The sequence below is a fragment of the Micromonospora sp. WMMD1120 genome, assembly GCF_029626235.1.
In the GTDB taxonomy this organism is placed as follows: Bacteria; Actinomycetota; Actinomycetes; order Mycobacteriales; family Micromonosporaceae; genus Micromonospora.
Map to the genome: position 1 here is coordinate 1,719,007 of NZ_JARUBO010000005.1, position 25,460 is coordinate 1,744,466.

Annotated in this window: 20 protein-coding genes and 1 pseudogene; 9 read left to right on the forward strand and 12 right to left on the reverse strand. The window is 73.1% G+C overall.

Going from position 1 to position 25,460, the window contains the following annotated elements; genetic code table 11:
* Nucleotides 1-16 precede the first annotated feature (16 nt).
* Both O7634_RS08170 and O7634_RS08175 read left to right on the forward strand, forming a co-directional pair.
* Nucleotides 17-673, forward strand: coding sequence for a response regulator transcription factor (locus O7634_RS08170; RefSeq protein WP_278149532.1), 657 nt, complete (start codon nucleotides 17-19; stop codon nucleotides 671-673).
* On the forward strand, nucleotides 670-1,824 hold the full coding sequence (locus O7634_RS08175) for a HAMP domain-containing sensor histidine kinase (protein WP_278149533.1): 1,155 nt from the start codon (nucleotides 670-672) through the stop codon (nucleotides 1,822-1,824). The genes O7634_RS08170 and O7634_RS08175 overlap by 4 nt, the downstream gene beginning before the upstream one ends.
* A gap of 77 nt (nucleotides 1,825-1,901) precedes the next feature.
* Here O7634_RS08175 and O7634_RS08180 read toward each other — a convergent pair whose 3' ends face one another.
* The 4 genes from O7634_RS08180 to O7634_RS08195 all read right to left on the reverse strand — a co-directional run bounded on the left by O7634_RS08180 (nucleotide 1,902) and on the right by O7634_RS08195 (nucleotide 3,803).
* Nucleotides 1,902-2,447 carry a nucleoside deaminase gene (locus O7634_RS08180; RefSeq protein ID WP_347404308.1) on the reverse strand — a complete coding sequence of 182 codons (546 nt, stop codon included), beginning with the start codon at nucleotides 2,445-2,447 and terminating at the stop codon, nucleotides 1,902-1,904.
* 34 nt (nucleotides 2,448-2,481) lie between these two features.
* Nucleotides 2,482-3,009 carry a tRNA adenosine deaminase-associated protein gene (locus O7634_RS08185; RefSeq protein WP_278149534.1) on the reverse strand — a complete coding sequence of 176 codons (528 nt, stop codon included), beginning with the start codon at nucleotides 3,007-3,009 and terminating at the stop codon, nucleotides 2,482-2,484.
* A gap of 117 nt (nucleotides 3,010-3,126) precedes the next feature.
* The gene (locus O7634_RS08190; RefSeq protein ID WP_278149535.1) at nucleotides 3,127-3,294 is read right to left on the reverse strand and encodes a hypothetical protein; all 168 of its coding nucleotides are present in this window, start codon (nucleotides 3,292-3,294) and stop codon (nucleotides 3,127-3,129) included.
* Between the two features lie 119 nt (nucleotides 3,295-3,413).
* A complete protein-coding gene (locus O7634_RS08195) occupies nucleotides 3,414-3,803 on the reverse strand; it encodes a hypothetical protein (RefSeq protein WP_278149536.1) in 390 nt (129 codons plus the stop codon).
* Between the two features lie 64 nt (nucleotides 3,804-3,867).
* Between O7634_RS08195 and O7634_RS08200 the strand changes: the two genes are divergently transcribed.
* Together O7634_RS08200 and O7634_RS08205 are read left to right on the forward strand one after the other, a co-directional pair.
* Nucleotides 3,868-4,632 (forward strand): peptidoglycan DD-metalloendopeptidase family protein, encoded by a 765-nt coding sequence (locus O7634_RS08200; RefSeq protein WP_278149537.1) that lies wholly within the window; start codon nucleotides 3,868-3,870, stop codon nucleotides 4,630-4,632.
* A gap of 1 nt (nucleotide 4,633) precedes the next feature.
* Complete coding sequence (locus tag O7634_RS08205) at nucleotides 4,634-5,707, forward strand: PHP domain-containing protein (protein WP_278149538.1); 1,074 nt, start codon at nucleotides 4,634-4,636, stop codon at nucleotides 5,705-5,707.
* Here O7634_RS08205 and O7634_RS08210 read toward each other — a convergent pair.
* A pseudogene (locus O7634_RS08210) lies at nucleotides 5,590-6,715 on the reverse strand (DMT family transporter); the annotation flags it as partial. The gene O7634_RS08205 and the pseudogene O7634_RS08210 sit on opposite strands and share 118 nt — an antisense overlap.
* 131 nt (nucleotides 6,716-6,846) lie before the next feature.
* On the opposite strand from O7634_RS08210, the gene O7634_RS08215 reads away from it, so the two are divergent.
* A complete protein-coding gene (locus tag O7634_RS08215) occupies nucleotides 6,847-8,517 on the forward strand; it encodes a DUF885 domain-containing protein (RefSeq protein WP_278149540.1) in 1,671 nt (556 codons plus the stop codon).
* Between the two features lie 55 nt (nucleotides 8,518-8,572).
* Here the strand turns inward: O7634_RS08215 and O7634_RS08220 are convergent, their stop codons facing one another.
* The 3 genes from O7634_RS08220 to O7634_RS08230 form a co-directional block, all read right to left on the reverse strand.
* A complete protein-coding gene (locus O7634_RS08220) occupies nucleotides 8,573-9,997 on the reverse strand; it encodes a DUF6114 domain-containing protein (RefSeq protein WP_278149541.1) in 1,425 nt (474 codons plus the stop codon).
* Between the two features lie 80 nt (nucleotides 9,998-10,077).
* Nucleotides 10,078-10,701, reverse strand: a complete 624-nt coding sequence (locus O7634_RS08225; RefSeq protein ID WP_278149542.1) for a DUF6230 family protein — start codon at nucleotides 10,699-10,701, stop codon at nucleotides 10,078-10,080.
* 383 nt (nucleotides 10,702-11,084) lie between these two features.
* Nucleotides 11,085-12,299, reverse strand: coding sequence for a DUF3068 domain-containing protein (locus tag O7634_RS08230; protein ID WP_278149543.1), 1,215 nt, complete (start codon nucleotides 12,297-12,299; stop codon nucleotides 11,085-11,087).
* A 111-nt stretch (nucleotides 12,300-12,410) separates the two neighbouring features.
* Here O7634_RS08230 and O7634_RS08235 point away from each other — a divergent pair, with 111 nt between their 5' ends.
* Entirely contained in the window at nucleotides 12,411-13,676 is a 1,266-nt protein-coding gene (locus tag O7634_RS08235; protein ID WP_278149544.1) for an acyltransferase, read from the forward strand.
* Nucleotides 13,677-13,791: 115 nt separating this feature from the next.
* Nucleotides 13,792-14,970 (forward strand): glycosyltransferase family 4 protein, encoded by a 1,179-nt coding sequence (locus tag O7634_RS08240; protein WP_278153907.1) that lies wholly within the window; start codon nucleotides 13,792-13,794, stop codon nucleotides 14,968-14,970.
* Here the strand turns inward: O7634_RS08240 and O7634_RS08245 are convergent.
* From O7634_RS08245 to O7634_RS08255, 3 genes are read right to left on the reverse strand one after another with little or no spacing between them, the layout of a single operon-like run.
* Complete coding sequence (locus O7634_RS08245; RefSeq protein WP_203149493.1) at nucleotides 14,955-15,149, reverse strand: hypothetical protein; 195 nt, start codon at nucleotides 15,147-15,149, stop codon at nucleotides 14,955-14,957. The genes O7634_RS08240 and O7634_RS08245 overlap by 16 nt on opposite strands.
* Before the next feature lie 35 nt (nucleotides 15,150-15,184).
* Entirely contained in the window at nucleotides 15,185-16,924 is a 1,740-nt protein-coding gene (locus O7634_RS08250; RefSeq protein ID WP_278149545.1) for a hypothetical protein, read from the reverse strand.
* Nucleotides 16,925-18,700: a hypothetical protein gene (locus O7634_RS08255; RefSeq protein ID WP_278153908.1), complete on the reverse strand. Its 1,776-nt coding sequence runs from the start codon at nucleotides 18,698-18,700 to the stop codon at nucleotides 16,925-16,927.
* Nucleotides 18,701-18,969: 269 nt separating this feature from the next.
* Here O7634_RS08255 and O7634_RS08260 point away from each other — a divergent pair, with 269 nt between their 5' ends.
* Both O7634_RS08260 and O7634_RS08265 read left to right on the forward strand, forming a co-directional pair.
* Entirely contained in the window at nucleotides 18,970-23,316 is a 4,347-nt protein-coding gene (locus O7634_RS08260) for an alpha-(1->3)-arabinofuranosyltransferase (RefSeq protein WP_278149546.1), read from the forward strand.
* Nucleotides 23,313-24,536: a polysaccharide biosynthesis protein gene (locus O7634_RS08265; protein ID WP_278149547.1), complete on the forward strand. Its 1,224-nt coding sequence runs from the start codon at nucleotides 23,313-23,315 to the stop codon at nucleotides 24,534-24,536. The genes O7634_RS08260 and O7634_RS08265 overlap by 4 nt, the downstream gene beginning before the upstream one ends.
* Here O7634_RS08265 and nudC read toward each other — a convergent pair.
* Nucleotides 24,493-25,410, reverse strand: coding sequence for an NAD(+) diphosphatase (nudC, locus tag O7634_RS08270; RefSeq protein ID WP_278149548.1), 918 nt, complete (start codon nucleotides 25,408-25,410; stop codon nucleotides 24,493-24,495). The genes O7634_RS08265 and nudC overlap by 44 nt on opposite strands.
* Between the last annotated feature and the right edge of the window lie 50 nt (nucleotides 25,411-25,460).

The following is a 25,460-nucleotide window of genomic DNA, read 5'->3' on the forward strand; positions in this document are numbered from 1 at the left end:
GACGCACTATTGGCGGGTGAGGGTGCTGGTGGTCGAGGACGAGAGCCTGCTCGCCGAGAGCATCGCCGAGTGGCTGCGCCGCGAGGCGTTCGCGGTTGACGTCGCGTACGACGGCGACGCGGCGCTGGAACGACTCGGCGTCAACGAGTACGACGTGGTCGTCCTGGACCGGGACCTGCCGGTGGTGCACGGCGACGAGGTGTGCCGGGCGATCGTGGACAGCGGCGGGGAGACCCGGGTGCTGATGCTCACCGCCGCGGCAGCCGTACGGGAGCGGGTGGCCGGGCTGGCGCTCGGCGCGGACGACTACCTGACCAAGCCGTTCGCCCTGCTGGAACTCTCCGCCCGGGTGCACGCGCTGAGCCGGCGCACCCGGCGGGCCGCGCCGCCGACCCTGGCCCGCGCCGGAGTGCTCGTCGACCCGGCGCGCCGCGAGGTGCACCGCGACGGCCGCTACGTGCCGCTGTCCCGCAAGGAGTTCGCCGTGCTGGTCGAGCTGCTGCGCGCCGAGGGCGCTGTGGTCTCCGCCGAGGAGTTGCTGGAACGTGCCTGGGACGAGCACATCGACCCGTTCACCAACGTGGTCCGGGTCACCGTCATGAAGCTGCGCCGCAAGCTGGGCGAACCGCCGTTGGTCGAGACCGTTCCCGGTGTGGGATACCGGATCCCGTGAAGCGCTTCTCGCTGCGGGCCCGGCTCACCCTGATCTACGGCGGCCTGTTCCTGATCGCCGGGCTGGTCCTGCTCGCTGTCACCTACGTGCTCGTCGACCAGCGGACCGCGCAGCCGTTCGGGGTCGCGCTGCGCGACGTCAAGCCGATCATTCCCGAGGCGGCGACGAAACTCACCGGCCGCGAGGCCGAACAGCTCCGCCTCATCGTCAACAAGGCCCAGGACGACGCCCGGGAGCAGACCCTCTACTCGCTGCTCACCCAGGGTGGGATCGCGCTCGGGCTGGTCTCCGTGGTGGCCATCGCCTTCGGCTGGCTGATCGCCGGTCGGGCGCTGCAACCCCTGCACCAGATCACCGGGACCGCCCGGCGGATCGCGGTGGGCGGTCGCGGTCTGCACGAGCGGATCTCGCTGCCCGGACCGCACGACGAGGTACGCGAGCTGGCCGACACCTTCGACGAGATGCTGGAACGGTTGGACCGCTCCTTCGACGGGCAGCGCCGCTTCGTCGCGAACGCCTCGCACGAGCTGCGTACGCCGCTGGCGCTGAACCGGTCGCTCATCGAGCTGGCGGTCACCCGGACCGACGCCTCCGAGGACGTACGCCGGCTGGGCGAGTCGCTGCTGGCTGTCAACGAGCGGCACGAACGGCTGATCGACGGGTTGCTCACCCTCGCCGACTCGGAGAACGAGGTGACCGCCCGTTCCCTCGTCGACCTGGCCGACCTGGCCGACCACGTGCTGGACCAGGCCGTCCCGGACGCGGGCGGGCCGACGGTGACCCGGGAGCTGGCGCCGGCGCTGGTCCACGGCGACCCGGTGCTGCTGGAACGGCTGACCACGAACCTGGTGGAGAACGCGCTGCGGCACAACGTGCCGTCCGGCGGCTGGGTCCGGGTGAGCACCGGGCTGCGCGACGGCCGTTCGACGCTGACAGTGCGCAACACCGGACCGGTGGTGCCCGGCTACGACGTGGAGGCCATCTTCGAGCCGTTCCGCCGGCTCTCCGGCGAGCGGGTCGGCGGCGGCCGCGGGTTCGGCCTGGGGCTCTCCATCGTCCGGGCGGTGGCCCGGGCACACGGCGGTACGGTGACCGCCCGGCCGCGCGAGGGTGGCGGGCTGGAGGTCACCGTCACACTGCCCTCGGCCTGAGCCGGCCGGGTTCAGCAGCGGAAGCCTGAGCCGGCCGGGGTCGGCGGAAGCCTGAGCCGGCCGGGGTCGGCGGAGGTTCAGCGGAAGAACGCGCGCAGCACCGCCGCGGTCTCCGCCTCCAGCACGCCGCCGTAGACCTCCGGGCGATGGTTGAGGCGGCGGTCGCGCAGCACGTCCCAGAGCGAGCCGGCCGCGCCGGTCTTCGGCTCCCAGGCCCCGAACACGACTGTGGAGACCCGGGCGAGCACCAGGGCGCCCGCGCACATGGTGCACGGCTCCAGGGTGACCACCAGGGTGCAGCCGTCCAGTCGCCAACTGCCGGCGCGCTCGGCGGCCCGGCGCACTGCCAGCACCTCGGCGTGCGCGGTGGGGTCACCGGTCAGTTCCCGCTCGTTGCGGCCGACTGCCAACTCGGTGCCGTCCGCGCCGTAGAGCACCGCCCCGACCGGGATGTCGTCGATCGTCGTGGTGTCGGCGGGGCCGCTGACGGCGACCTCCAGCGCCCGGCGCATCCACAGCTCGTGCCGCTGCCGTCGCCCGACCTCACCCAGCTCGGCCAGGCCCTCGTGCGCGCCCGGCCCGGCGCGGCCCACCACGCCGGGAGTCGGTTGCCCGGGCCGAATCGACTCCAACGACGGGTCGGTGGAGTCGGCCGGCTCAGACCTCACGCAGCTCCTCGACCTCGTCGGCGCAGCCGAGCACCTGGCAGATCTCGGCGGTGACGTCCGCCGGCAGCATCCCCTCGTGCGAGCACAGGGTCAGCAGCTTCTGCGCGGAGATGCCCAAATTGGCCAGGAGGTCGGCGTCGCCGACCGGGTCGGCCTCCGGGTCGACGACGGGCTGTTCGCTCTCGTCGTCGCCGCTGCTCGCCGGGCGCGGCTCGTCGTCGCCGTCCAGCCCGGTGACCGAGGTCTTCAGGTCACCGACCAGCAGCGAACCGAGCTGGGACTCCTCGGCGTACGCGGAGTCCGACCCGAACACCCGCAGGTCCTCGCCCTCGTCGAGACGCATGATCACCAGGTACGCGTCGTCGGCCTCGACGAAGAGCAGCGACACGTCGGCCTCCGGGTCGACGTCCCGCAGGCGGTCGGCGACCTCGTCGATGTCGGCGGCGCCACGCAGGCTGACCTCGGCGGCGGTCCAGCCACTGTCGTCACGCACCACTGCCGCAGCGAAGTACGACACGGTCCCCCCAATAGCCCTCGACACAGCGTCGACTCGTTACGCGTGCACGTTAGCCGGTCGGGTCGGCAGGCGACCCGTCAACGCCCCGAAGGACGGGTCATTCCTGACAAAGTCGGGTCAGCCGGTAACCCGACGACGGGTGGCGATGAGCTGGCGCAGACGCTCGGTGCGTTGCCGTTGCGGTCGGCTGCGCTGGCTGACGGCACGGGCGCCCGCCAACTCGGCCAGCAACTGCAGGCGGCGGCGGCTGCGATCAGGGTCCTGCCGCGGAGTGGTCCAGGCCATAGTGCCGAGAGTGCCGAGTCTCGACGGCCACGTCAAGACGGCGTTCGCTCCGCAGCCGATCGGGCACGCCGCGCATTCGTCGAGGGGCGCCGCGCAGTCGTCGAGGGGCGCCGCCGGTGTTACCAGAGCGGCCAGTCACCGCTGGTGGCCCAGCGGACGGCCACCACCGCGGCGGCGATGCTCCAGCCACCCGCCGTGACGATGGCGACGCCGGTGGCCACCCCCCGGTCGCCGTGGCGGACCAGCACCACAGCGGCCAGCCAGGCCAGCAGGCCGGCCGTCACCGTCCACCACGCGTAACTGGCCACATCGGTGCCGAGCAGACCGAACAGCAGCAGCCAGCCAGCCGCCGCGCCGCCCCCGGCGGCGACGCCACCGCCGGTGACCGGGTGCGGTTCGCGGTAGGTGGGGCGGGCCGGGGGCCCGGCCGGAAAGAGCCCCGACGGGGTACGCGACACCGGGCGAACCGCCCCGGGATCGGGGCCGGGCTCGGGTCGGGCGATGGTCACCGTCGCTGCCCTCCCTCACGCGTGCCGCTCGTGCCCACCGTACCGGCTCTGTCAGGATGACCGGATGTCCTCGCCGACGATCAGCCGCCGCGCGCGTCCGGCGTACCCGATCCTGCTGCTGCTCGCCCCGGTGCTGGCCGCCGGCTGCGCGACCACCCGGCCGGGGGTGCCGGCCGAGGGCGCGGCGACCACGCCTCCGGCGATCTGGGCGACCGCGGACCAGGTGCCGTCACCGACGAGCGCACCGCCGACGACCGGGCCGAGCCGCCCCGCGCCGTCGTCGGCCACGCCGTCGGCGACCGCACCCCGCGCCGGGCTGCGGCACGTCTTTCCGGTACGCGCCGACGACGTCGACTACCACCCGACGCACGGCGCGTACCCGGCGACCGACCTCTTCGCCGACTGCGGAGAGCCCTTCGTCGCGGTGACCGACGGGACGGTGCTGGAGGTGAGCCGGGTCGACAGGTACTCGAAGCGGGGGCCGCAGGGGCCGGACAACGGCGGGCTGTCGGTCTCCCTGCTCGGCGACGACGGGGTGCGGTACTACGGCTCGCACCTGAGCGTGGTGAGCAAGGGCGTCGAGGCCGGGGTGCGGGTCCGGGCCGGGCAGCAGCTCGGCAAGGTCGGGCGTACCGGCAACGCGAACAACGTCTGTCACGTGCACTTCGGCATCTCGCCACCGTGCACGGGGAAGGACGGCTGGTGGATCCGACGGGGAGTGCTCTGGCCGGCGCGGTACCTCGACTCCTGGCGACGCGGCGGCAACCGGGAGCCGGCCGCCGAGGTCACCGAGTGGCAGCGCCGGCACGGCTGCCCGAAGGCGCCCTGACATGACCGGCGCGAGGGATCCCATCGCCGACCTGCGGCGGATCGCGTTCCTGCTGGAGCGCGCCAACGAGGCCACCTACCGGGTACGCGCGTTCCGGTCGGCGGCCACGGCGCTGGCCGGCCTGTCGGCGGACGAGGTGGCCGAACGCGCCCGCAACGGCACACTCACCGAGCTGGCCGGCGTCGGCGACGTCACGGCCCGCTGCGTCACCGAGTCGCTCACCGGCGAGGAGCCGGTCTACCTCCGCCGGCTGGTGGCGACCGAGGGCACCGACCTCGACGCCGAGGCCACCGCGCTGCGTACCGCCCTGCGCGGTGACTGCCACACCCACTCGGACTGGTCCGACGGTGGCTCGCCGATCGAGGAGATGGCGTTGGCCGCCGTGGAGCTGGGCCACGAGTACCTGGTGCTCACCGACCACTCGCCCCGACTGACTGTGGCCCGGGGGCTGACCGCCGACCGGCTGCGTCGGCAGCTCGACCACGTGGCCCAGCTCAACGCGGCACTGCCCGAGGGCTTCCGCATCCTCACCGGCATCGAGGTGGACATCCTCGCCGACGGTTCGCTGGACCAGGACGAGGAGCTGCTGGCCCGTCTCGACGTGGTGGTCGGCTCGGTGCACAGCGGCCTGAAGGACGAGCGCGCGAAGATGACCCGGCGCATGGTGGCCGCTGTCGCCAACCCGCACCTGGACATCCTCGGCCACGTCACCGGCCGGATGGTGTCGTCGCGGCCGGCCGGGGTGACCGGGCCGGGCGACAGGGGGCACCGCGCCCGGACCCGGGCGGAGAGCGACTTCGACGCGGACGCGGTCTTCGCCGCCTGCGCCGAGCACGACAAAGCCGTCGAGATCAACTCCCGCCCGGAGCGGCAGGACCCGCCGAAGCGCCTGATCCGCCGGGCGCTGGAGGCCGGCTGCCGGTTCGCCATCAACACCGACGCGCACGCGCCCGGCCAACTGGACTGGCAGCGGTTCGGCTGCGAACGCGCCGCCCGCTGCGGCGTCCCCGCGGACCGGGTGGTCAACACCTGGCCGGCCGAGCAGTTGGTGGCCTGGACGCGCGACCGCTCCTGACCCGATCACCGCCGCGCGGGTGCCCGGTCAGGAACGAACGGGCTCGGCGGCGGGGGCGGAAGGGGCGCCGACGCCGACCACCGGGCTGGTCCGCCGGCGGCCGAACATCCCCTGCGAGACCGCGACGCCGAGGAGCACGACGAACGCGCCGACCGGCTGGTGCCAGTTGAGGCGTTCGTCGAGCGCCACCGCGCCGATCAACACCGCGAAGATCGGGATCAGGTACGTGACGGTGGACGCGGTGCTCGCGCCGGCCACCCGGATGTTGCGCATGTTGATCACGAAGGCGAGCCCGGTGCCGAGCGCGCCGAGGGCCAGCACGCTCGCCACCACACCCGGCGACAGGTCGGTCGGCAGCGGCGGCAGGCCGGCGACGAACGGGGTGACGATGGCCAGTTGCGCGGCGGCGAGGAGTAGCTGCGCGGCGGACAGCGACAGGCCGGAGTGCGTGCTGCCGGCGACGAAACGCTTCTGGTACGGGATAGCGACGCCATAGCAGGCGGCGGCACCGAAGCACATCAACTGCCCGGTGAAGTGCGCCCCACCGATGCCCTCCCAGACGCCCAGCACCACGAGCACCCCGAGGAAGCCCAGCCCGAGCCCGACCGCGCGGCGCACGGTCAGGCGCTCGGTACGGAAGACGAGCACGGCCAGCGGCAGCACGATCAGTGGCGTGGTGGCGTTCCAGATGCCGGCCAACATCGACTCGACCCGCTGCTCCCCGTAGCCGAAGAGGGTGAACGGCACGGAGACGCCGAACGCGGCGACCACGGTCAGGTGCGCCCAGACCCGGGGCTCGCGGGGCAGCCGGTCGCGCAGGACGGCGAGGACCACCAGGAGCGTCAGCGCGCCGGCGACGACCCGGTAGAGAGTGAGCTGGACCGGGTGCAGCTCGGCCACCCCGACCTTGATGAACAGGAAGCTGGAACCCCAGATCGCGGCCAGGGCGACGAAACCCGGCAGCCAGGCACGGACCGGCGCTTTGTCAGGAGTGGTATCGGTGTTCACCCCTGACACTCTGCCGTACGGGTACGACAGAGTCGTACCCGTTTTCCACCGGCGCGAGCCGTCCCGATCGGTGCCGTGAACACGCCAAACGTCATCGACACGGGGGTGGGGTGGTCACGTAGGGTCGCAGCGTGGGACGAATTGATGAACTCGCCAACCGATACGTGGCCGAGTGGGCGCCGTTGAGCCCCACCGGAGCGACCTTCGTCGGCATCGCCGGCCATGATGACAAGCTCGACGACCTCTCCCCCGACGGTTACCAGGCGCGCGCGGACCTCACCCGCCGGACGCTCGCCGAGTTGGAGGTGACCGAACCGGAGACCGAGGCGGAGCGCACCGCCAAGGAGGCCATGCAGGAGCGCCTCGGCCTGGAGATGGCCCGCTACGACGCCGGCGAGGTGACCAGCGAGGTCAGCGTGATCGCCAGCGGGTTGCACGAGATCCGCATGGTGTTCGACCTGATGCCGACCGCGACCAGCGACGACCAGGCCAACATCGCCGCCCGGCTCAACGCCTTCGCGGGCGCGCTCGACGGCTACAAGACCACGTTGCGCCGGGCGCTCGCCGCCGGCGAGGTCAGCTCGAAGGTGCAGCTCGTCGAGGTCGCCAAGCAGTGCGACATCTGGGTCGACCCGGCCGGGGACAACTTCTTCCACGGCCTGGTCGAGCGGTTGGGCGCGGACGGCACGCTCGGCTCGGAGCTGCGCCGGGGAGCGGCGGCGGCCACCGCGGCGACCGCCGAGTTCGGCCAGTTCCTGCGTACCGAGATGGCCCCGCACGGTCGGGACAAGCAGGCCGCCGGCCGGGAACGCTACGAGTTGGCCTCGCAGTACTTCCTCGGCGCCAAGGTCGACCTGGACGAGACGTACGCCTGGGGTTTCGCGGAGTTGGCCCGCCTGGAGGCGGAGATGCGTGTCGTCGCCGGGCGGATCGCCGGCTCCGGCGCGACTGTCGACGAGGCGGTGGCCGCGCTGGACGCCGACCCGGCCCGGACCATCCAGGGCAAGGAGGCGTTCCGGGACTGGATGCAGGCCCTCGCCGACAAGGCGATCACCGAGTTGAACGGCACCCACTTCGACATCCCCGAGCAGGTCCGGCGCATCGAGTGCTGCCTCGCCCCGACCAGCGACGGCGCGATCTACTACACCGGGCCCAGTGAGGACTTCTCCCGCCCGGGCCGGATGTGGTGGGCGGTGCCGCAGGGCATCAGCGACTTCTCCACCTGGCGTGAGGTGACCACGGTCTACCACGAGGGCGTGCCGGGTCACCACCTCCAGGTGGCGCAGACCGCCGTCCGGGCCAACCTGCTCAACAGGTGGCAGCGGCTGCTCTGCTGGGTCTCCGGGCATGGCGAGGGCTGGGCGCTCTACTCGGAGCGGCTGATGGACGAGTTGGGCTACCTGGAGGACCCGGGCGACAAGCTGGGCATGCTCGACGGCCAGGCGATGCGCGCGGCGCGCGTGATCGTGGACATCGGCATGCACCTGGAGCTGGAGATCCCGAAGGACAACCCCTTCGGCTTCCACCCGGGCGAGCGGTGGACGCCCGAGCTGGGCTGGGAGTTCATGCGGGCGCACTGCCGGGTGCCGGACGAGAACCTGCGTTTCGAGTTGAACCGCTACCTGGGCTGGCCGGGGCAGGCGCCGTCGTACAAGGTCGGTGAGCGGATCTGGCTCCAGGCCCGCGAGGACGCCAAGGCCCGCAAGGGTGCCGACTTCGACCTGCGGGAGTTCCACAGGCAGGCGTTGGACCTGGGCGCGCTGGGTCTCGACCCGCTGCGCCGGGCGCTGGCCCGGCTCTGACGCGGCACGGCTGCGCGCGGTACGACGACACCGTCGCCGCGCGCAGCCAGGTGGCTCAGCCGAGGGTGAGCGCCAGCGCCGGCCGGGCGGTGAGCGTGTCGCTGGTGACGTACGCCAGGTCGATGACCGGGTCGGTGAACGTGATCGGGATGGGTGAGGTGACCGGCAGGCCATCCGGCAGCGGCAGGTCCGGGGTCAGGGTGACCTTGATGCCGAGCAGCCGGCCGACGAAGCGGGTCGCGTAGAACGCCACGTCTCCCCGAACGGTGAGCTGGTCGGTCGCGTACCGCTGGTCGCGGCCGGCCGGGCCGTCGGCGCGGAGCAGGAAGTCCGCCGTCACCGCCTCGCGCATGCTGAACTTCAGCACCCTGAGGTCGCCCTTGACGGTGTGCAGGTCGGTGATCCCGTCGAACCGCAGCCCGGTCATCCGGACCGACGACCCGGTCAGTTTGGACGGTGTCCGCGCCACCGTCGGCAGCGTCGGGTCGGCGGCGATGCGTGGCAACGGCTTGCCCGGTCGCACGGTCCCCGGCGGGGCCGGCGCCGTGCCGCTCGGCCTTCCCGGGGCCGGCCGACCCGGAGTCGCCGGTGGACAGCCGGCCGGCCGGGGCGTCGCCGTGCCGGACGGCCGCGCCGTGGGCGTCGCGGTCGGGTCCGTCGAGGGTGTGCCGGGCTCGCTGCGGCGCCCGCCGCCGAGCAGGTCGCCGATGCCGTCCAGGATGTCGGTGAGCACGTTGCCGCTCCGCGACGGGCTCGGGGTGAGCGTCGGCGTGGTCGCGCCACGGCTGGGCGACGGGGTGACGGTTCGCGGTGGGTTCGGGCAGGCCGGCGCGGCCTGCACGGCTCGGGGCTGGCTGCCCAGGACCGTGGCTGCCAGGCCGAGCGCCACCAGCGCGATGCCGAAGGCACGAGGATCGACGGTACGTTCCGCCCGCGCGGGAGGCGGGCCGGGCGCGGCCGGATCGGGCGCGGCCGAGCCAAGCTCCGCCGGGCCGGGCGCGGCCGGATCGGGCTGGACGTCGGTCGGAGCGGTTTCCGGCGCGGCCGGATCGGACGCGGTGGCGGCCGTATCGACAGCGGGTGCGGTCGGTCGGGTCGGCGTCCAGGCGAAGGCGAGCGCGCTGCCGACGATGCCGAGCAACAGGCCGACGAAGAAGCCGCCCAGGTTCAGTCCGATCAGCGAGTAGACAGCGGTGACGGCGGCGACGACCGAGTAGAAGAGTCGCTGCGCCGGGGTGAGCCAGAGCAGCAGGCCGCAGGTCACCAGAATGACCGGGATCAGCAGCGACAGCAGGCCGGTCGCTCCGCTGTGGAAGCTGAGACCGTTGAGTGTCATCCGGGTGGAGGCGAACATCTCCAGGCCGGCGAGGGCGACGAGCAGTCCGCCCCAGAACGGTCGGCTGCGCCGCCAGCGGCGGAAGAGCCGCCACGCCTCGGCCGCTCGACCGGACCGGGCGTGGGACGGGTTCGCGGTTGTCACGTGCTCCTCCTGGCCGAGTGGGAACGGGGGCGTGGACCGTGGCCCGCGGTGGTGGTGGGCACCGCAGGCCACGGCTCAGCTCAGAAGCACTCCTTGCCCTTGGCGTCGTCACCCACGTTGACCTTGAGCCGCAGCCCGACCAGGTTGAACGTGGCGGCCGTGGTGTACCGGGACACCTGGCGCAGGTCGGTGATGGTGACGTGGTCGGAGTTCTGCCCGAACGAGCCGGCCTGCGCCGTCGGGTTGAGGTCGGTGGCGTCCCGACCGATCCTGATGTTGGTGAAGGTCGCGTTGCCGTTCAACGAGTCCATCGCGATCAACAGGTCCTTGGCGCGGGCGGGCTCCTTGCCCTCACCGGCGTTGATGGTGAGCACCACCGGCAGGCCCGGCAGGTCGGCGCGGACGGACTGGCAGAGGCTGTACAGCTCGGCGCTGCTGATCTCGGACAGCGCGACGGGGTGCGCCTGGCCGGACTTCCCGTCCTTGCCCTTCTCCCGGACGATGCCGCCGTACTGCTTGAATCCGTCGCCCTCCAGGCGATCCGCGCCGATCTTGAACGTCTGCCCGGAGACCGTGACGTCGGAGGCGATCGCGCCGGTCGACATTCCGAAGAGGATGGCCCCGGCCGCGGCCGTGGCGGGCACCAGCATGGCGGCGAACCGCCGCCACCGGGTACGACCCTGACTGTCAAACCGATCCTGCACGGGTTCCTCCTCGGGTCGATGCGAGTGGCGGTCCGGAAAGGGTGGGCCCATCGGGGCCGGTCAAAGTGTTACCGGCTGGTAACCATCGGCCTCGATGGTGCACCCGCTGCGACGCGGGTCACAACCCCCCGGCTACCAAGCGGTAACAGACGATGGACCCGGCGCATCAACCCCAGCACCCAGAGTCAGGGGATAGCGCTTTTGGATCGCCCTCAATGGCATCAAAGCCGGCATCGCCTGGGCGATTACCCAGCACAGAGTGACCAGCCATTGACCAATTACAATCAGATAACAGATGTAAAGCAGGCGGCTCGCGGCAGCACAGCACGAAGGGTGGACCGCTTGTGCGGTCCACCCTTCGGTCGTACGTCAGTCGGTGCGCGTCAGCGCCGCTCCACCTCGCCGGATGCCGGACGCTGGGCCGGCGTGGTCGGCTCCGACTTCCAGTTGGTCGACGCCGGCGGAATCTCGTCGGTCAGTGGGCCACCGACCGGCTGGGGCTTGGGCTGCTCCACGGTGTCCGGGTCGCGGACCGGCTCCTGGTCGACCCGGGTGGGGCTCGGGTCGGCGGCCGGAGCGGGGGTCGGCGGCTCGGCGCGGTGCCGAGCGGTGGCGCCCGCGCTGCCGCTGGGCCGGGTCACCAACCACACGCCGACGACGACGGCGATCAGACCGAGCACACCGGCGGCGATCGGACCCCAGAAGCTGATCAGGCCGATCTTGGTGCGGTTCTCCTCGACCGTCTCGACACTGCGGCTGACCGTGTCGTCGGTGTAGTTGAAGTCGGCGTCCAGCAGCACAGTTGGCGTGCCGGTGTCGGGACGCAGCTCCTTGCGCTGCTGCTCCCGCACGTTCACGTAGGAACCGGTCACCGGATCGACCCAGACCGTACGGGTGTTGCTGTAGACGACCTGACCACTCGTGGCGCCGGGAGCGAACTTGCCGACAAGCGTCTGGAGGCTGCTCTCCGGCGTGGCCAGCACCTCGTTCTCGATCCGCTGCTCGAACCGGTACGTCTCGATGCCCTTGATCTTCTCGGCGCCGACGAACTTCGCCGGGGTCGCCTTCTTCAGGTCCCGGTCGAAGATCTGGTAATCCCGCTTCTGCGTGCCGAACGGGAACTTGTAGATCTGCCCGGAGTACTTCACGTTGCCGACCGGGGTCTGCTCCGCGCCAGCCTCGTTGAGCCACTGCTCCTTCCACGGGGCCGCCGCCCCGGAGATCCGGTAGAGCGCGAGCTCCGTGCTGTACTGGCTGACCACGTCCTGGTTGTCGGTGCGCCGAACCGTCTGGTAGACGTCCCAGATCACCGCGTCGCCCTTGAGCTCCTCGGGCAGTCGGTCCTTGGTGTCGTCGGGCTGGGGAATGACCTCGACACTGGACACCAGATCGCCCTGCGGGACCTCGATACTCACCGAATCGCCGACCCGGGTGATCTTCAGGAACCTGGCGTTCTTCGCCTCGGCGACGGACGTCGTCGGCTCAAGATCGTAGGGCAGCTTGGTCACGGCGGGGGCCACGTAGAACGGCAGCCCGGCCGCGAAGACCAGCAACAAGACGCCAAGCCCGAAGAGCGCGGCGCCCACGCGAAGCTTCACTCATCCTCCTGTAACCTGCCGCCCTACGACCTGTCGTCCGGGGCACCCGATCCTTAACATGGCGGGAGGTTACTCCCCGGTCACCTTCAAAGCGACCCCCTGGATGTCCAGATGTCCACAGCCGCCGCGCCAACAGTTTCGGAGCCTTCGGTAGGCGATCGACTCCCCGCCCTCGACGCGCTGCGCGCGATCGGCGCCGTGGCGGTGGTCGGTCACCACGTGGGGTTCCAGACGGCCACCACCATGAACACCACCTGGGGCGGCTGGCTGGCGCGACTGGACGTCGGCGTCGCGATCTTCTTCGTACTCTCCGGATTTCTGCTGTTCCGGCCGTGGGCGCTGAGCGCCGCGACGGGCCGGGCCCGGCCCCGCGCCCGGCGTTACCTCTGGCGGCGGGCGCTGCGCATCCTGCCCGCCTACTGGTTGGCGGTGGTGGTCTGCCTCGTCGTCCTGCCGCAGAACCGTCCGGCGTCCGCCGGCGACTGGCTCCGCCACCTCACGCTCACCCAGATCTACCAGCCGGCGCAACTGCGCTACGGCCTCAGCCAGACCTGGAGTCTCGCCACCGAGGTCACGTTCTACCTGGTCCTGCCGCTCGTCGCCGTGTTCGCCGTCGGCCGGTCGTGGCGTCCCGTGCGGACCATGGTGATCGTCAGCGGGGGTGTGCTGCTGACCGCCGGGTGGCTCGGCCTGATGGCGATCGGTCTGCTCGACACCGCTCTGCACACCATGTGGCTCCCGTCGTACGCGGCCTGGTTCGGCATCGGCATGGCACTGGCGGCGGCACACGTCGCGCTGCGCACCGGAACCGCGCCCGCCGCGCTGCGCGTACTCGATGATCTGGCCTCGGCCCCGGTCGCCTGCTGGGCCGCGGCGGTCGGCCTGATGGCCATCGCGACGACGCCGGTCGCCGGGCCGCGCGATCTCGCCGGGCCGACGGCCGCCGAGTTCGGGGTCAAGCTGGCGCTGTACCTCGCGATCGCGGCGCTGATCCTGATCCCGGTGGCCTTCGGCGGTCCGACCCGCCTCAAGGAGCTGTTCGGCAGCGGCTCCGCCCGCTGGCTCGGCGCCGTCTCCTACGGGCTGTTTCTGTGGCACCCGCTGGTCATCGAACTCATCTACCTGCTCGACGACCGGCCGCTGTTCACCGGCGGGCTGCTGAACACCTTCGCCCTCACCATGGCCTTCGGCCTGGTGTACGCCGCGGTCAGCTACTACGGCGTGGAGCGGCCGCTGCAACTGCTCGGGTCGCAGCGTCGACCTCGGTCCACCCGGCGTGGCGCGGCGTCCGGCCCGCCAACCGCCGACGGGGCCGCACCGACCAGCGCGCCGCCGACCGTCGCGGCCACCACACCGGTGCCCACGGCCGGCGGGTAGCGCCGCCGATCAGCGCTGGCCCAAAGGGGCATTGCCGGCCGGCACACCAGCCCCTAATGTGACGCGGGTCGCTAAATTACTTGAGAGTAGGCTTCGCGTGAAGCGTCGCTTCGGCATGCCCGGACACGTGCTGTTCCTCAACTGGCGAGACACCAGAAACCCCGAGGGCGGCGGTTCCGAGGTGTACGTGGAACGGATCGCCGCCGAGCTGGTGGCGCGCGGTTTCCGCGCCACCCTCTTCTGCGCCGCCCACAGCGAGGCGCCCGCCGACGAGGTCGACGAGTCGGGCGTACGACTGGTGCGGCGGGGCGGCCGGCACACCGTCTACCTCTGGGCTGCGCTCTGCTACGTCGGGGGAGCGCTGGGCCTGGGCCCGCTGTCGAACCGCCGGGGCGGCCGGCCGGACATCCTCGTCGACGTCTGCAACGGGCTGCCGTTCCTCGCTCCGCTCTGGGCACGCCGGCCGGTGGTGAAGCTGATCCACCACGTGCACCGCGAGCAGTGGCCGGTGGTGCTTCCACAGTGGGCGGCGCGGTTCGGCTGGTGGATCGAGTCGTCGCTCGCCGTACGCGTCTACCGGCGGTGCCGGTACGTCACCGTCTCCGAGGCCACCCGTGGTGAGCTGGCCGCCCTCGGCGTACCGCCGGAGCAGGTCTCGGTGGTGCACAACGGCACCCCGACACTCGCGCCCACCGACGCCGAGCGCGCACCGTTCCCGCTGCTCGTGACACTGAACCGGCTGGTGCCGCACAAGCGGGTGGAGGTGGCGCTGCGGGCCGTCGCCGCGCTCGCCGACGAACTGCCGCAACTGCGCCTGGTCGTCGCCGGGCAGGGCTGGTGGGAGGCACACCTGCGTCAGCTCGCCGACGAGCTGCGCATCACCGACCGGGTGGACTTCCGGGGCTTCGTGACGGAGGAGGAGAAGGCCGGGCTGCTCGCCTCCGCCTGGGTGGCCCTGACGCCGTCCCTCAAGGAGGGCTGGGGCCTCACCATCGTCGAGGCGGGTTCGGCGGGCACGCCCACAGTGGCGTTCCGGGCAGCGGGTGGCGTCGCCGAGGCCGTCGTCGACGGGCGGACCGGCCTGCTGGCCGACGACGTCGACGACTACCTCAGGAAGGTGCGCACGCTCCTGCACGAGCACGAGCTGCGACGGGAGATGGGCGCGCAGGCCCGCGAGCACGCGGCGAGCTTCACCTGGCAGATGGCGGGTGGACGCTTCGAGGCCCTGCTGAGGAGTGCCGAGTCGCCCCGCCCGGTGCCGCAGCGGGGCGAGCCGTCCTACCTGACGCCGTAGACCTCGGGGGCGTACGGGTCCTTCTTCCCGGCCCGCTTGGCCGCCTCCGAGACGGTCTTGGCCTCCTTGGCGGCCTCCTCGTCGGTGGCCGTCGCGGCGGCCGAGATCCCGCCGAGGGCCAGGATCCCCAGCAACGCCGCCACCAGGCCGGACACGACCAGGGTCATAGCTCTACGCATGCCAATCCTCCAATGGCGAGACGTGCGAGCGGACGTTACCACGCGGTAGCTCGCCGGTGTAGCGCCGAAAAGCTGGCAGCCAGGACCACCAGAAGGGCGGCACCGAGCGCCGCCACCACAGCCAGTCGGGCCGGCCCGGACGCGACCGGACCCGGCACGATCTCCGGATTGCGGTAGAGCGTCAGGAACGGGCCGTCGTGCACCCGCACCAGGCCGTCGAGGAGCCGGGGGTCCACGTCGTCGGGCACCTGGTGCTGCACCAGGACCCAGCGCACGCCGGTGGTCCAGACCGGCCGCCCCTCGGCCAGCGCCCGGCGTACCTCGCGGACGCGCGGATTCTCGCCGGCCACCGCGACGTCGCCGACCCGGAGGGTGTCGTCGGTCAGGACGGTGCCCGGCAGGTAGCGCGGCGCCGGGTCCAGGACGGTCCGGTCGGGGTTCCAGGCGTACGCGCGGTAGGCACTCAGCGGCAGCGCCAGGACCTCACCCGGCTCCTCGTCGACCACCGCGGCGACGCGCTGCCAGTCCGCCGGGTAACTCACCGGACGGAGCCGGCCGGCGCCCCCGTACGCGAGGTCGGGCAGGACCGCCACGGGCAGGAGCAGCAGGCCGACCAGGACGATCCCGGCCACCTCCCGGTCGATCCGGGCGACCAGCCGCTCGGCCCCGAGGGCGGCGCACACCACGAGCAGCAGGGCGTACGGCGCCAGGAACTTCTGGCCGTCACGCAGCAGGCCCGCACCCGGCACGTGCACCACCGCCCAGCGCAGCAGGACGTCCCCGCCCGGGAGCACCCCGAGCGCGGCAAGCAGGAAGCCGGCCCCGGCGAGCGTCGCCAGGCGCGCCGCCATCCCCCCGGGCAGTCGACGGCGCAGCAGGCCCACCCCGACGCCGGCCAGGACCAGCAGCACCACTGTCGCGAACGGCACCAGCGGCGCGGCCCGACTGTCCGGCGTGGCCTGGGAGCTCCAGATCCCTCCGGTTCCGGCGAGCGCCACCAGCGGGCCGGCCCAGTTCTCCGCGCGCGCCGCGAACGCCGCCACCCCCGCCGGGTCCGAGGAACCACCCGCGCCGGTGACCACCGCCGCTACCACCCAGGGCGCGTTGAGCACCCCGACGCCGGCCACCACGAGCGCCGACCGCCGCCGATGTCGCCGGTCCGGCGCCAGCAGCAGCACCGTCCCCCACGCCAGCAACCCGCCGGTCGGCGTGATCGCGGCGGGAGCGGCGGCGAGCAGCACCCGGGCGAGAGCGCCGTCGCGCCCCGCCCGCAGGTCCAGCACCGCGCGCACCAACCAGGGCAGCGCGGCGTACGCGAGCAGCAGCCCCCACTGCCCGATCAGCAGCCGCTCGGCGAGGTACGGCGTCCACGCGTACGCCAGCGCGGCGAACAGCCGAACCGCCCGCCGGTCGGTCGGTACCAACCGGCCGGCGCCGACCGCGGCGAGGAAGACCGCCCCGACGAGCACCAGCCGTTGCAGCAGCGAGCCCGGCACCACCTGGGTGGCGAGCGAGACCAGCGCGTCCATCGGCACCGCCCGGGGCAGGCTCTGCGCCGGGGCGACCAGGTCCCAGGTCAGCGGCTGCCGGGGCACGAACACCATGTCGTAGAGCAGCGCATAGCCGGGTGCCGCCAGCGGGGCCAGCACCAGCGCCGTGACGACCGCCGCGACCGCGTACAGCGGCAGCGTGTCCCGCGTCCACCGGGCCGGCGGGTCCCCGGCCTCGGCAGCGGCCCCAGCGGCCTCGGCAGCGGCGGCGGTCCGCTCAACCATTCACGGCGCCGGCACCGCCCGGCCGACGGTGATCAGTTGGGTGCACACCCCGACCCCCGGCGTACGCACGGTGACCTCGACGGCGTCCCCGGACCCCTCGATCAGGAAGAACACGTCGTTCAGCCCGCTCCGCAGGGTGATCTCCCGGGTGGCGTCGCCGAGCCGGAACAGCGCCGTCGAGTCGCCCGAGCTGAGGTAACCGAAGTGCACGACGTACGGCCACTCCACCAGCGGACCGTCCAACGGGATACGGGTCGGCTGACCGCCCTGCGCCAGGTGCCCGCAGCCGGCCACCGGGCCGGACATGATCTTGCGCCCCTCCACCACCACCGGACGGATCCGGCCGAAGTCGTCGAACGTCGACGGCTTGGCGGCCTCCTGGACGAAGGTCGGTCGCCGCTCGGCCGGCCGGAAGAAGTGCGACTGGAGATTGTCCGGCCAGAAGTAGCCGGCCACGACCCGGTCCGGGACGACGGTGTCCAGGAATACGGTGCCCGGCGGCGCGGCGGCCAGCTCGGCCTGCGTCGTCGCCAGGTACTCCCGCCCGTACTTGGTCTTCCAGTTGTCCCCGAACCGGGCGGTGCTCCACAGGGTGCCCACCCCGACGGTGGCCAGCACGACGATGATCGAGACCAGACCGACAGCGAACGCCCCCGGCTCGCGCAGGACGGTCGGGACCGGCCACGCGGACACCTCGTCCTCGTCGGCGTCCCTCGTGCCGAGCAGCGCCGCGCCGACACAGATCGCGGCGACCAGCACCACGTCCGCCACGTACCGGGGGACGGCGCCGACCAGTGGGCCGAGCGGCCCGCCGAGCCGGGTGACGGCGAAGAGCGCCGCGACCATCCCGAGGTAGGAGGCGAGCAGCAGCCAGGCTCGCCCGGCCGAGGGGCGTCGCCGCACGGTCACCACGACGAGCGTCACCAGCAGCGCCCAGGACAGCCACTTGGCGATGTCGTACGGGTCCACCAGCGGCGGCCCGTCACCCGCGTACGTCCAGCGCCACGGACCGCCGAGCAGGCCCGGCACCAGGGTTTCGCCGACCAGGTCACCGAGGAAGGTGAGCACCTGACCGACCGACGTGGGTTCGTTCAGCTCGCCGGACGGACGGGTGAGATACAACGCCAGGTACGCCACGGAGAGCGCGGAGAGCAGCAACCACGCCGGCCAGTACCGGCGGATCGCGGTCACCAGGCTGCGCCACGCCCGGCCCGACGTGAACAGGAAGACCGTCAGCAGGAACAGCAGCGGCACGATCAGCAGCGACTTGGTGTCGAAGAGCAGGCCGAAAACCAGCCAGAACGCGACCGCCACGAGGTGCCGCGGACGCCTGGTCCGCGCGTACCGCACCTGGGCCGCCACCGCCAGCACCAGGGCCAGCTGCATCGGCAGCACGAGCAGGCCGACGAGCCACAGCGAGGAGACCTCGAGCGTCAGCGGGCTGAACACGAACAGGCACAGCGGGATGAGCAGCCCCCAGCCCGGGCGCAGCAGACTCCGCAGCAACCGCCAGGTGGCGAGACCGACCGCCGCCTGGCCGACCGCCAGCAGCAACACCCACGGCCAGGTGGCGAAGCCCGCCACCCGCACCATCAACCACGCCACCAACAGGCCGCCGGGCATCAGGTGGTTGTTGAAGGTACGCAGCAGGTAGTCCGCCTCCAACCCGGTGTCGAGAACCTGGGCGGCGATCACGAACTCGTCCTGCGAGAACCAGCCGCGGGTGGCGAGACCCGCACGCCAGGCGACCGAGACGAGGATCAGGGTGATCGCCACCGCGCGGACCCGGTCGGAGCGGACCCAGCGACCGACCGGCCCCGGCCCGTCGCCGTCGGCTCCGACGCCTCTCGAATGCGTCTCGGCCTCAGCTTCTGGCATTGACATGGTCGGCAGCCTGCCACACGCTTACACGCCGTGGGGACGGCCGTTCTCCCGATAACGCCACCGCAGCACCCCTGGTCGCCCGTCCGTGCCCGGTCCGGACAACGTCGCGCGACAGTCGTCGCCTGCCGGTGCGTGTTCGGCCGGCGAAGACAGGAGCAAGGATGCGCGCAGAGGTGGCCGCCGGTGTCGCCCCGAATTCCCGCCGTACCCGCCACATCGCCCGGCGGTTCCGGCACCTGACCATCTGCATCGCGCTCGCCGCCCTCGCGTTCCAGCAGGCCCCCGGCCAGGTCGTCCCGGACACCAAGGTCGACCTGAACGTCAATCCGGCCGGCTGGCTGCTCCGCTCGCTGCACCTCTGGGACCCGACCGGAACGTTCGGCCAACTCCAGAACCAGGCGTACGGATATCTCTGGCCGATGGGCCCGTTCTTCCTGCTCGGGTCGGAGCTCGGCCTGGCGCCGTGGGTGGTTCAGCGGCTGTGGTGGGCGATGCTCTTCTGCGTCGCCTACCTGGGCGCGGTGCGCCTGGCCGGCCGGCTCGGCGTCGGCACGCCCGCCGGGCGCATGATCGCCGCTGTCGCGTTCGCGCTGTCTCCCCGCATCCTCACCCAGCTCGGCTGGTCCTCGGTGGAGGCGTGGCCCAGCGCCGTCGCCCCGTGGGTGCTCATTCCGCTGGTCGGTCTCGCCCGCGGCGCCCCGCTGCGGCGCGCGGTGGCCGGGTCGGCCCTCGCCGTGGCCTGCGCCGGCGGGGTCAACGCCACCGCCGTGGCCGCTGTGGTGCCGCTGGCCCTGCTCTGGCTCGCCACCCTCCAGCCGGTACGCCGACGGGTCACCGCCATCGCCGCCTGGTGCGGCGCGGTCGCCCTGGCCACCGCGTGGTGGTTGGTGCCGCTGCTGGTCCTCGGGCGCTACAGCCCACCGTTCCTCGACTACATCGAGACCGCCCGGAACACCACGAGCGTCACCGACGCGGTGACCACGCTCCGGGGCGCGTCCTACTGGGTCGCCTACCTGGGTTCCCCCTTCGGCCCGACGATCCCGGCCGGCGCCCGACTCGCCAACGAGACGGTGCTGGTCGCCGCCACCCTCGCGGTCGCCGTCCTCGGTGTCCTCGGGCTGTCCCGGCGCGGGATGCCGCACCGCCGGTTCCTCGTCACCGGCCTGCTGCTCGGCGTCGCGCTCGTCGGCCTCGGGCACGTCAGCGACCTACCGAACATCCTCGCCGGCCCGCAACGGGAGTTCCTCGACGGCGTCGGCGCCCCGCTGCGCAACGTGCACAAGTTCGACGTCCTGCTCCGCCTGCCCCTGGCCCTGGGCCTGGCGCACCTGGTGGGCCTTGTCGTCCGGGCGGCCCGTACCGCGCCCGAGCGGTACCGGCCGCGAGCCGTCGTCCGCGCCTGGCTCACCGCCGGCGTCGCCATGGTCGCCGTCACCGCTGTCGCCTCGCCGGCGCTCGCCGGTGGCCTCGCCACCCCGGGCAGCGTCAAGGAGGTGCCCGGCTACTGGCACGAGGCCGCCGACTGGCTCGACGCGAACACCGGACGCGGGCGGGTGCTCGTCGTGCCCGGGGCGCGTTTCCCGTCGTACGACTGGGGCAGCACCACCGACGAGATCACCCAACCGCTGCTCGACAGCCGGTGGGCGGTCCGCAACGCCATCCCCTTCACCCCACCGACCACGATCCGGCTGCTGGACGCCGTCGAGTCGACGCTCGCCACCGGCGCCGGGTCGACCGGCCTGGCGGACCTGCTGGCCCGCTCCGGCATCAGTCACGTGCTGTTTCGCGCCGACCTCGACCACGGCCGCTCCGACACGGCCCGTCCGGCGGTGGTCCGCCAGGCGCTGGAACGCTCACCGGGGCTGACCCGGGTCACGTCCTTCGGCCCGCTCCGCGGCGGACCGTCGTCGCCCGACGAGTTCCGCGACCGAGGGCTCGACGTGCCCGTCCGGGCGCTGGAGGTCTACCGGGTCGACCGGCCGGTGGAGCCGGTCGTCGCGTACGACCGGGACGACGTGACGACCGTGGTGGGTGGCCCCGAGTCACTTCTCGACCTCGCCGCCGCGGGGCAACTCGGCCCGGCCCCGACGATCCTGGCCGGTGACGCGCCGGCCGCCGGCACCGCCGGGTCGGTCGCGCTGACCGACGGTCTACGCCGGCAGGACGTGTCGTTCGGGCGGCTGCGGGACAACTCCTCGCAGACGCTCACCGCCGACGACACGTTCGAGGTGCCCGCGCCCGCGCACGACTACCTGCCCGAGTGGGGCGAGCAGCGGTCCACCGTCGCCCGCTTCGAGGGCATCAGCGCGATCCGCACGTCGACGGCCCGCTCCCAGGTGGACTCTCCCGGCGGCGCCCGCCCCGAGCACCAGCCGTACGCGGCGATGGACGGCGACCCGGCGACCTCCTGGCAGTCCGCGCCGTACTCCCCGAGCGACCGGCAGTGGGTCGAGGTCAGCCTCGCCAACCCCACCCGGGTCACCCGGGTCGAGGTGTGGTTCGACCTGAAGGCCGACGCCCTGCCCACCACTGTGACGGTCAGCGCCGGCTACGAGAGCCGGACCATCGAGCAGTTCACCGACCACATGGTGTTCGACCTGCCCGGCGTGCACGTCACGCGCGAGGTCGAGGTGTCCGTCGGCGGCGCGTACGACCTCCGTCCGCTCGGCAACGGGTCGGTCGGCATCGCCGAGATCAAGATCCCCGGGCTCGAGACCAGCCGGACCCTCGTCCTCCCCGCCGCACCGGCCACCGACCGGCCGGCGACGGTCGTCGTGTCGGCGGCGCCCACCACACCGGCCTGCTTCTCCGTCGACGGGCGCCCACGCTGCTCCACCGACGCCGCCCGGGGCTCCGAGGACGCGTCCATCATCGACCGCACGCTGGCCCTGCCGGCCTCCGGCGCGTACGACACCAGGCTGTGGGCGCGGCCGACCGCCGGCCCGGAGCTGGACAAGGCCCTCGACAAGCTGGTGACCGACGCGCAGCCGTTACGCCTCACCGCACAGGTCAGCGCCTCCTCGACAGCGGTGCCCGACCCGACCGGCCGGGCCGGCGCGGCGCTCGACGGGAACCCGGCCACCGCCTGGTCGCCGGCGGCCGACGACGAGGCGCCGATCCTGCGCCTCAAGTGGCTCAAGCGGCAGACCATCACCGGGCTCCGCTTCGCCGTCCCCGACGGGACGGCGGCCACCCGCCTCGGCAGCGTGCGCGTCGTCGGTGACGACGGTTTCCGGAGCAGCCTGCTCGGTGACGACGGCCTGCTCCGCCTGGACCCGCCGATGCGGACCGACGAGATCACCATCCAGTTCCTCGACAAGCCGTCGGCCACCAGCACCGACCCGTACAAACTGCGGTTGGCGGAGAAGCTGCCCGTCGCCGTCGGTGAGGTGACGGTGCTGCCCGGAGCGCCCACCGTGGCCCCGCGCCCGGACACACCGGTGGCGTTGGCCTGCGGGTCGGGCCCCACCCTCCAGCTCGGCGCGGCACGGCTGACCACCGCGCTGCGCGGCACGCTCCGCGACCTGCTGGAGCTGCGCGAGATGCCGGTGACGCTCTGCGGCCGGACCACGCCGAAGCAGCTCGACCTCACCGCCGGCGAGCACCGGCTCGTCACCACGCCGAGCCAGCTGGCCGCGCCGACCCGGGTCGCGCTGGTGCCCCGGACGCCCACGCCGACCCCGGCGGCCACCGCCAGCGCCATCGAGGTGGGGTCGTGGCAGACCACCGAGCGACGGGTACGGGTGAGCAGCCACCCCGTCGACCGGGTGCTCGCGGTCCGGGAGAACACCAACACCGGCTGGCAGGCGACCATCGGCGGGCGCACCCTCGCGCCGCTGGTGGTGGACGGGTGGCAGCAGGGCTGGGTCCTCCCGGCCGGCGTCTCCGGGGAGGTGGTGCTGCGCTTCGCCCCGGACACCCCGTACCGGGCCGGGCTCCTCCTCGGCGGCGTCCTGCTCGCTGTGGTGGTCCTCCTCGCGGTGCTGCCCGCCCGGCAGCCCGGCGGGCGTGACGCGGCCACCGTCGGCCCGCGCGGCCGTCGCCGGATCACCCGCTCGCTGCCGCTGCTGGCCGTCGGCGCCGCAGCGCTGGTGCTGTCGAGTGGTCTCATCGGCGGCCTCGTGGTGGCCGCCGGATTCATGCTGGCGGTGCCCGGCCCGCGCCGCCTTCCCTGGCTGGCCGACCCGCGCCGGGCCAGGATGATCAGCCGGGCCGCCGAGACGTGGCTGCCGGGCGCGCTGGTCGTGCTCGCCGGCTGGCTCTACCTCGACGCGGCGGACCGCAACACCGATGCCCTGCTCCAGCTCACCGTCGTCGTCGCCCTCGGCGTTCTCTGGCTCTCCACCGCCGCCCGCCGCCGACCCGTACGCCGGACCACCCCGGCCCCGGCGAATCCCGCAGTCCCGGCGGCTGTCGAGGAGCCGCAACCGAGCGTGGCAGCACGGCCGGAACCGGTGGCGGCCAAGCCGGCCGACGAGCAGCGGCCCACCTTCTCCGAGATCACATGAGCGGTCAGCGGACGGCCTCCGGCGAGCGGACGGGCAGCCTGGGCGCCGCCGGGATCGGCGTCACGGTGGCTGGCGTACTCGTCAACGGTCTCGCCTACCTGGTGCCGGTGCTGGCCGCCCGGCGGCTCGACCCGGCCGACCTCAGCGCGCTCGCCACCGCCCTCGGCCTGGTGGCCATCGTCAGCGTGCCCGGCCTCGGGCTGCAACTGGCCGTCGCCGTGCACCACGCACGACACGGCTCCTCCGACACCCGGCGGCTCACCGCGGTCACCGCCGCCGCGTGCGCGGGAAGCCTCCTCCTGGCCACCCCGGTGCTGGCCACCGCCCTCGACCTCCCGGTCGAGGTGCCCGCCCTGCTCGCTGTCACCACGGCGGCGATAGTGCTCTCCTCCCGTTTCCTCGGCGAGTTGCAGGGCGGCCAGCGCTTCCTGCGACTCGCCAGCGGGATGGCGGTCCTCGCCCTCGGCCGCTACGGCGGCGTGATCGTCGGCCTGCTGTTCGGGGCGGGACTGACCGGCGCGCTCACCGTCGGCGCGGTCACCGCCGCGCTCGCCCCACCGGCGCTGGCCCGGCTCGCCCGCGCTCCGCGCGCACCGTCCGGCGCGCCACCGCTGACCGTCGCCCAGGTCGTCGCTGGCTGCGGGGCGACACTGGCGATGCTCGTCGTCTCCTACGCCGACCTGCTCCTGGCCCGACAACTGCTGCCCGCCGCGGACGCCGGGGCGTACGCGGTCGGCACCGTACTGAGCAAGGGCGCACTCTGGGCGCCGCAGGTCGCGGCGGTCCTGGCCCTGCCGCGCCTCGCCCGCGGCGACGGTCGCAGCCGGACCGTGGCGCTCCTGGTGACCGGGACGTGCGGAGTGGTGCTGGTGCTCGCCTCGACGCTCGCCGGCGGGCTGGCCTTCCGGCTCGCCGGCGGACCCGACTACGCCCACCTCGGCCGGTACGCGCCACTCTTCGCCGCTGTCGGCGCGCTCTACGCGGTGACGTTCGTGCTGCTCAACGACCGCCTCGCCGCCGGTGCGCGTCGGGCGGCGGCGCCACTGTGGGTGGGCACGGCCGGCCTGGTGGTCGTCACGGCGACGGTGCGGCCCCGCACCGTCCCCGGGCTTCTCCTCGTCGCCCTGGGCACGGCAGTGGTCACCACACTGGCCATGGCGCTGACGGCCCGGCGACTCACCCCTCGGCGAGCCAGTCCTCCAGGAGACGGTGGTCGATAGCGTCCACCCGGCCCAGCGATCGGCCGGACGCGACCCGCTCCCGTAGCTCCGCCCGGGTGAACCAGCGGGCCTCCACCAACTCGTCGCCGTCGACACGTACCTCGTCGGACGCGGCGGTGGCCCGGAAGCCGACCATCAGGCCGGCCGGGAACGGCCACGCCTGCGACCCCTGGTAGGCCACGTCGGTGACGACAACGCCCGCCTCCTCGGCCATCTCCCTGCGGACCGCGTCCTCCAGGCTCTCACCGACCTCGACGAAGCCGGCGAGTGTCGAGAAGGCGTCCTCCGCAGCGCCCGCGTGACGGGCCAGCAGGCAGCGCCCCGGCCCGCCGGGCGCCTGGACCAACACGATGATCGCGGGTTCGATCCGGGGGAACAGCAGGCGTCCGCACTCCGCGCCGGTACAGGTCCGCAGGTGCCCACCGCCGCCGGCCACCGCCGGCGCGCCGCAGGTGCCGCAGAACCGCTGCTGCCGGTGCCAGTGCAACAAACCCCTGGCGTACGCCTGGACGGCCGCGTCACCCGGCGTCAGCCGCCCGACGAGCGCCCGTACGTCGACGGACCGCACCGCGCCGGCCATCTCCACGGCGGACCGCTCGGGAAGCGCGGACAGGTCCGCCGCGAACACGGCGACATCCCCGTCCAGCCCAAGGAAGACAGTCTCACCGGCGGCGGAGCGAACGAGCGAGGCACGCTCCGCGCCGAGCCGGACCGGCCCGTCGCCGTCCACCAGCGACCGGTCCCGCCACATCGGCAGCAGCACCGTCGTCGGCTCGCTGAGCAGCGCTGCCAACCGCGTCTCGTCGGTGCGCAGCGGACCCGCCCGGTCCAGCCATCCGCCGCCGTACGCCAACACCCGCTCCGCAGTGCCCACGCGGCCACCGTGCCACGTCGGCGCCCGACCGCCGGCAGCACCCCCCGACC

Coding starts and splice junctions, on each gene's coding strand:
- O7634_RS08240 (WP_278153907.1), top strand. CDS start 13,792: ATGCCCGGACACGTGCTGTTCCTCAACTGGCGAGACACCAGAAACCCC.
- O7634_RS08235 (WP_278149544.1), top strand. CDS start 12,411: ATGTCCACAGCCGCCGCGCCAACAGTTTCGGAGCCTTCGGTAGGCGAT.
- O7634_RS08200 (WP_278149537.1), top strand. CDS start 3,868: ATGTCCTCGCCGACGATCAGCCGCCGCGCGCGTCCGGCGTACCCGATC.
- O7634_RS08265 (WP_278149547.1), top strand. CDS start 23,313: ATGAGCGGTCAGCGGACGGCCTCCGGCGAGCGGACGGGCAGCCTGGGC.
- O7634_RS08190 (WP_278149535.1), bottom strand. CDS start 3,294: ATGGCCTGGACCACTCCGCGGCAGGACCCTGATCGCAGCCGCCGCCGC.
- O7634_RS08245 (WP_203149493.1), bottom strand. CDS start 15,149: ATGCGTAGAGCTATGACCCTGGTCGTGTCCGGCCTGGTGGCGGCGTTG.
- O7634_RS08205 (WP_278149538.1), top strand. CDS start 4,634: ATGACCGGCGCGAGGGATCCCATCGCCGACCTGCGGCGGATCGCGTTC.
- O7634_RS08250 (WP_278149545.1), bottom strand. CDS start 16,924: ATGGTTGAGCGGACCGCCGCCGCTGCCGAGGCCGCTGGGGCCGCTGCC.
- O7634_RS08260 (WP_278149546.1), top strand. CDS start 18,970: ATGCGCGCAGAGGTGGCCGCCGGTGTCGCCCCGAATTCCCGCCGTACC.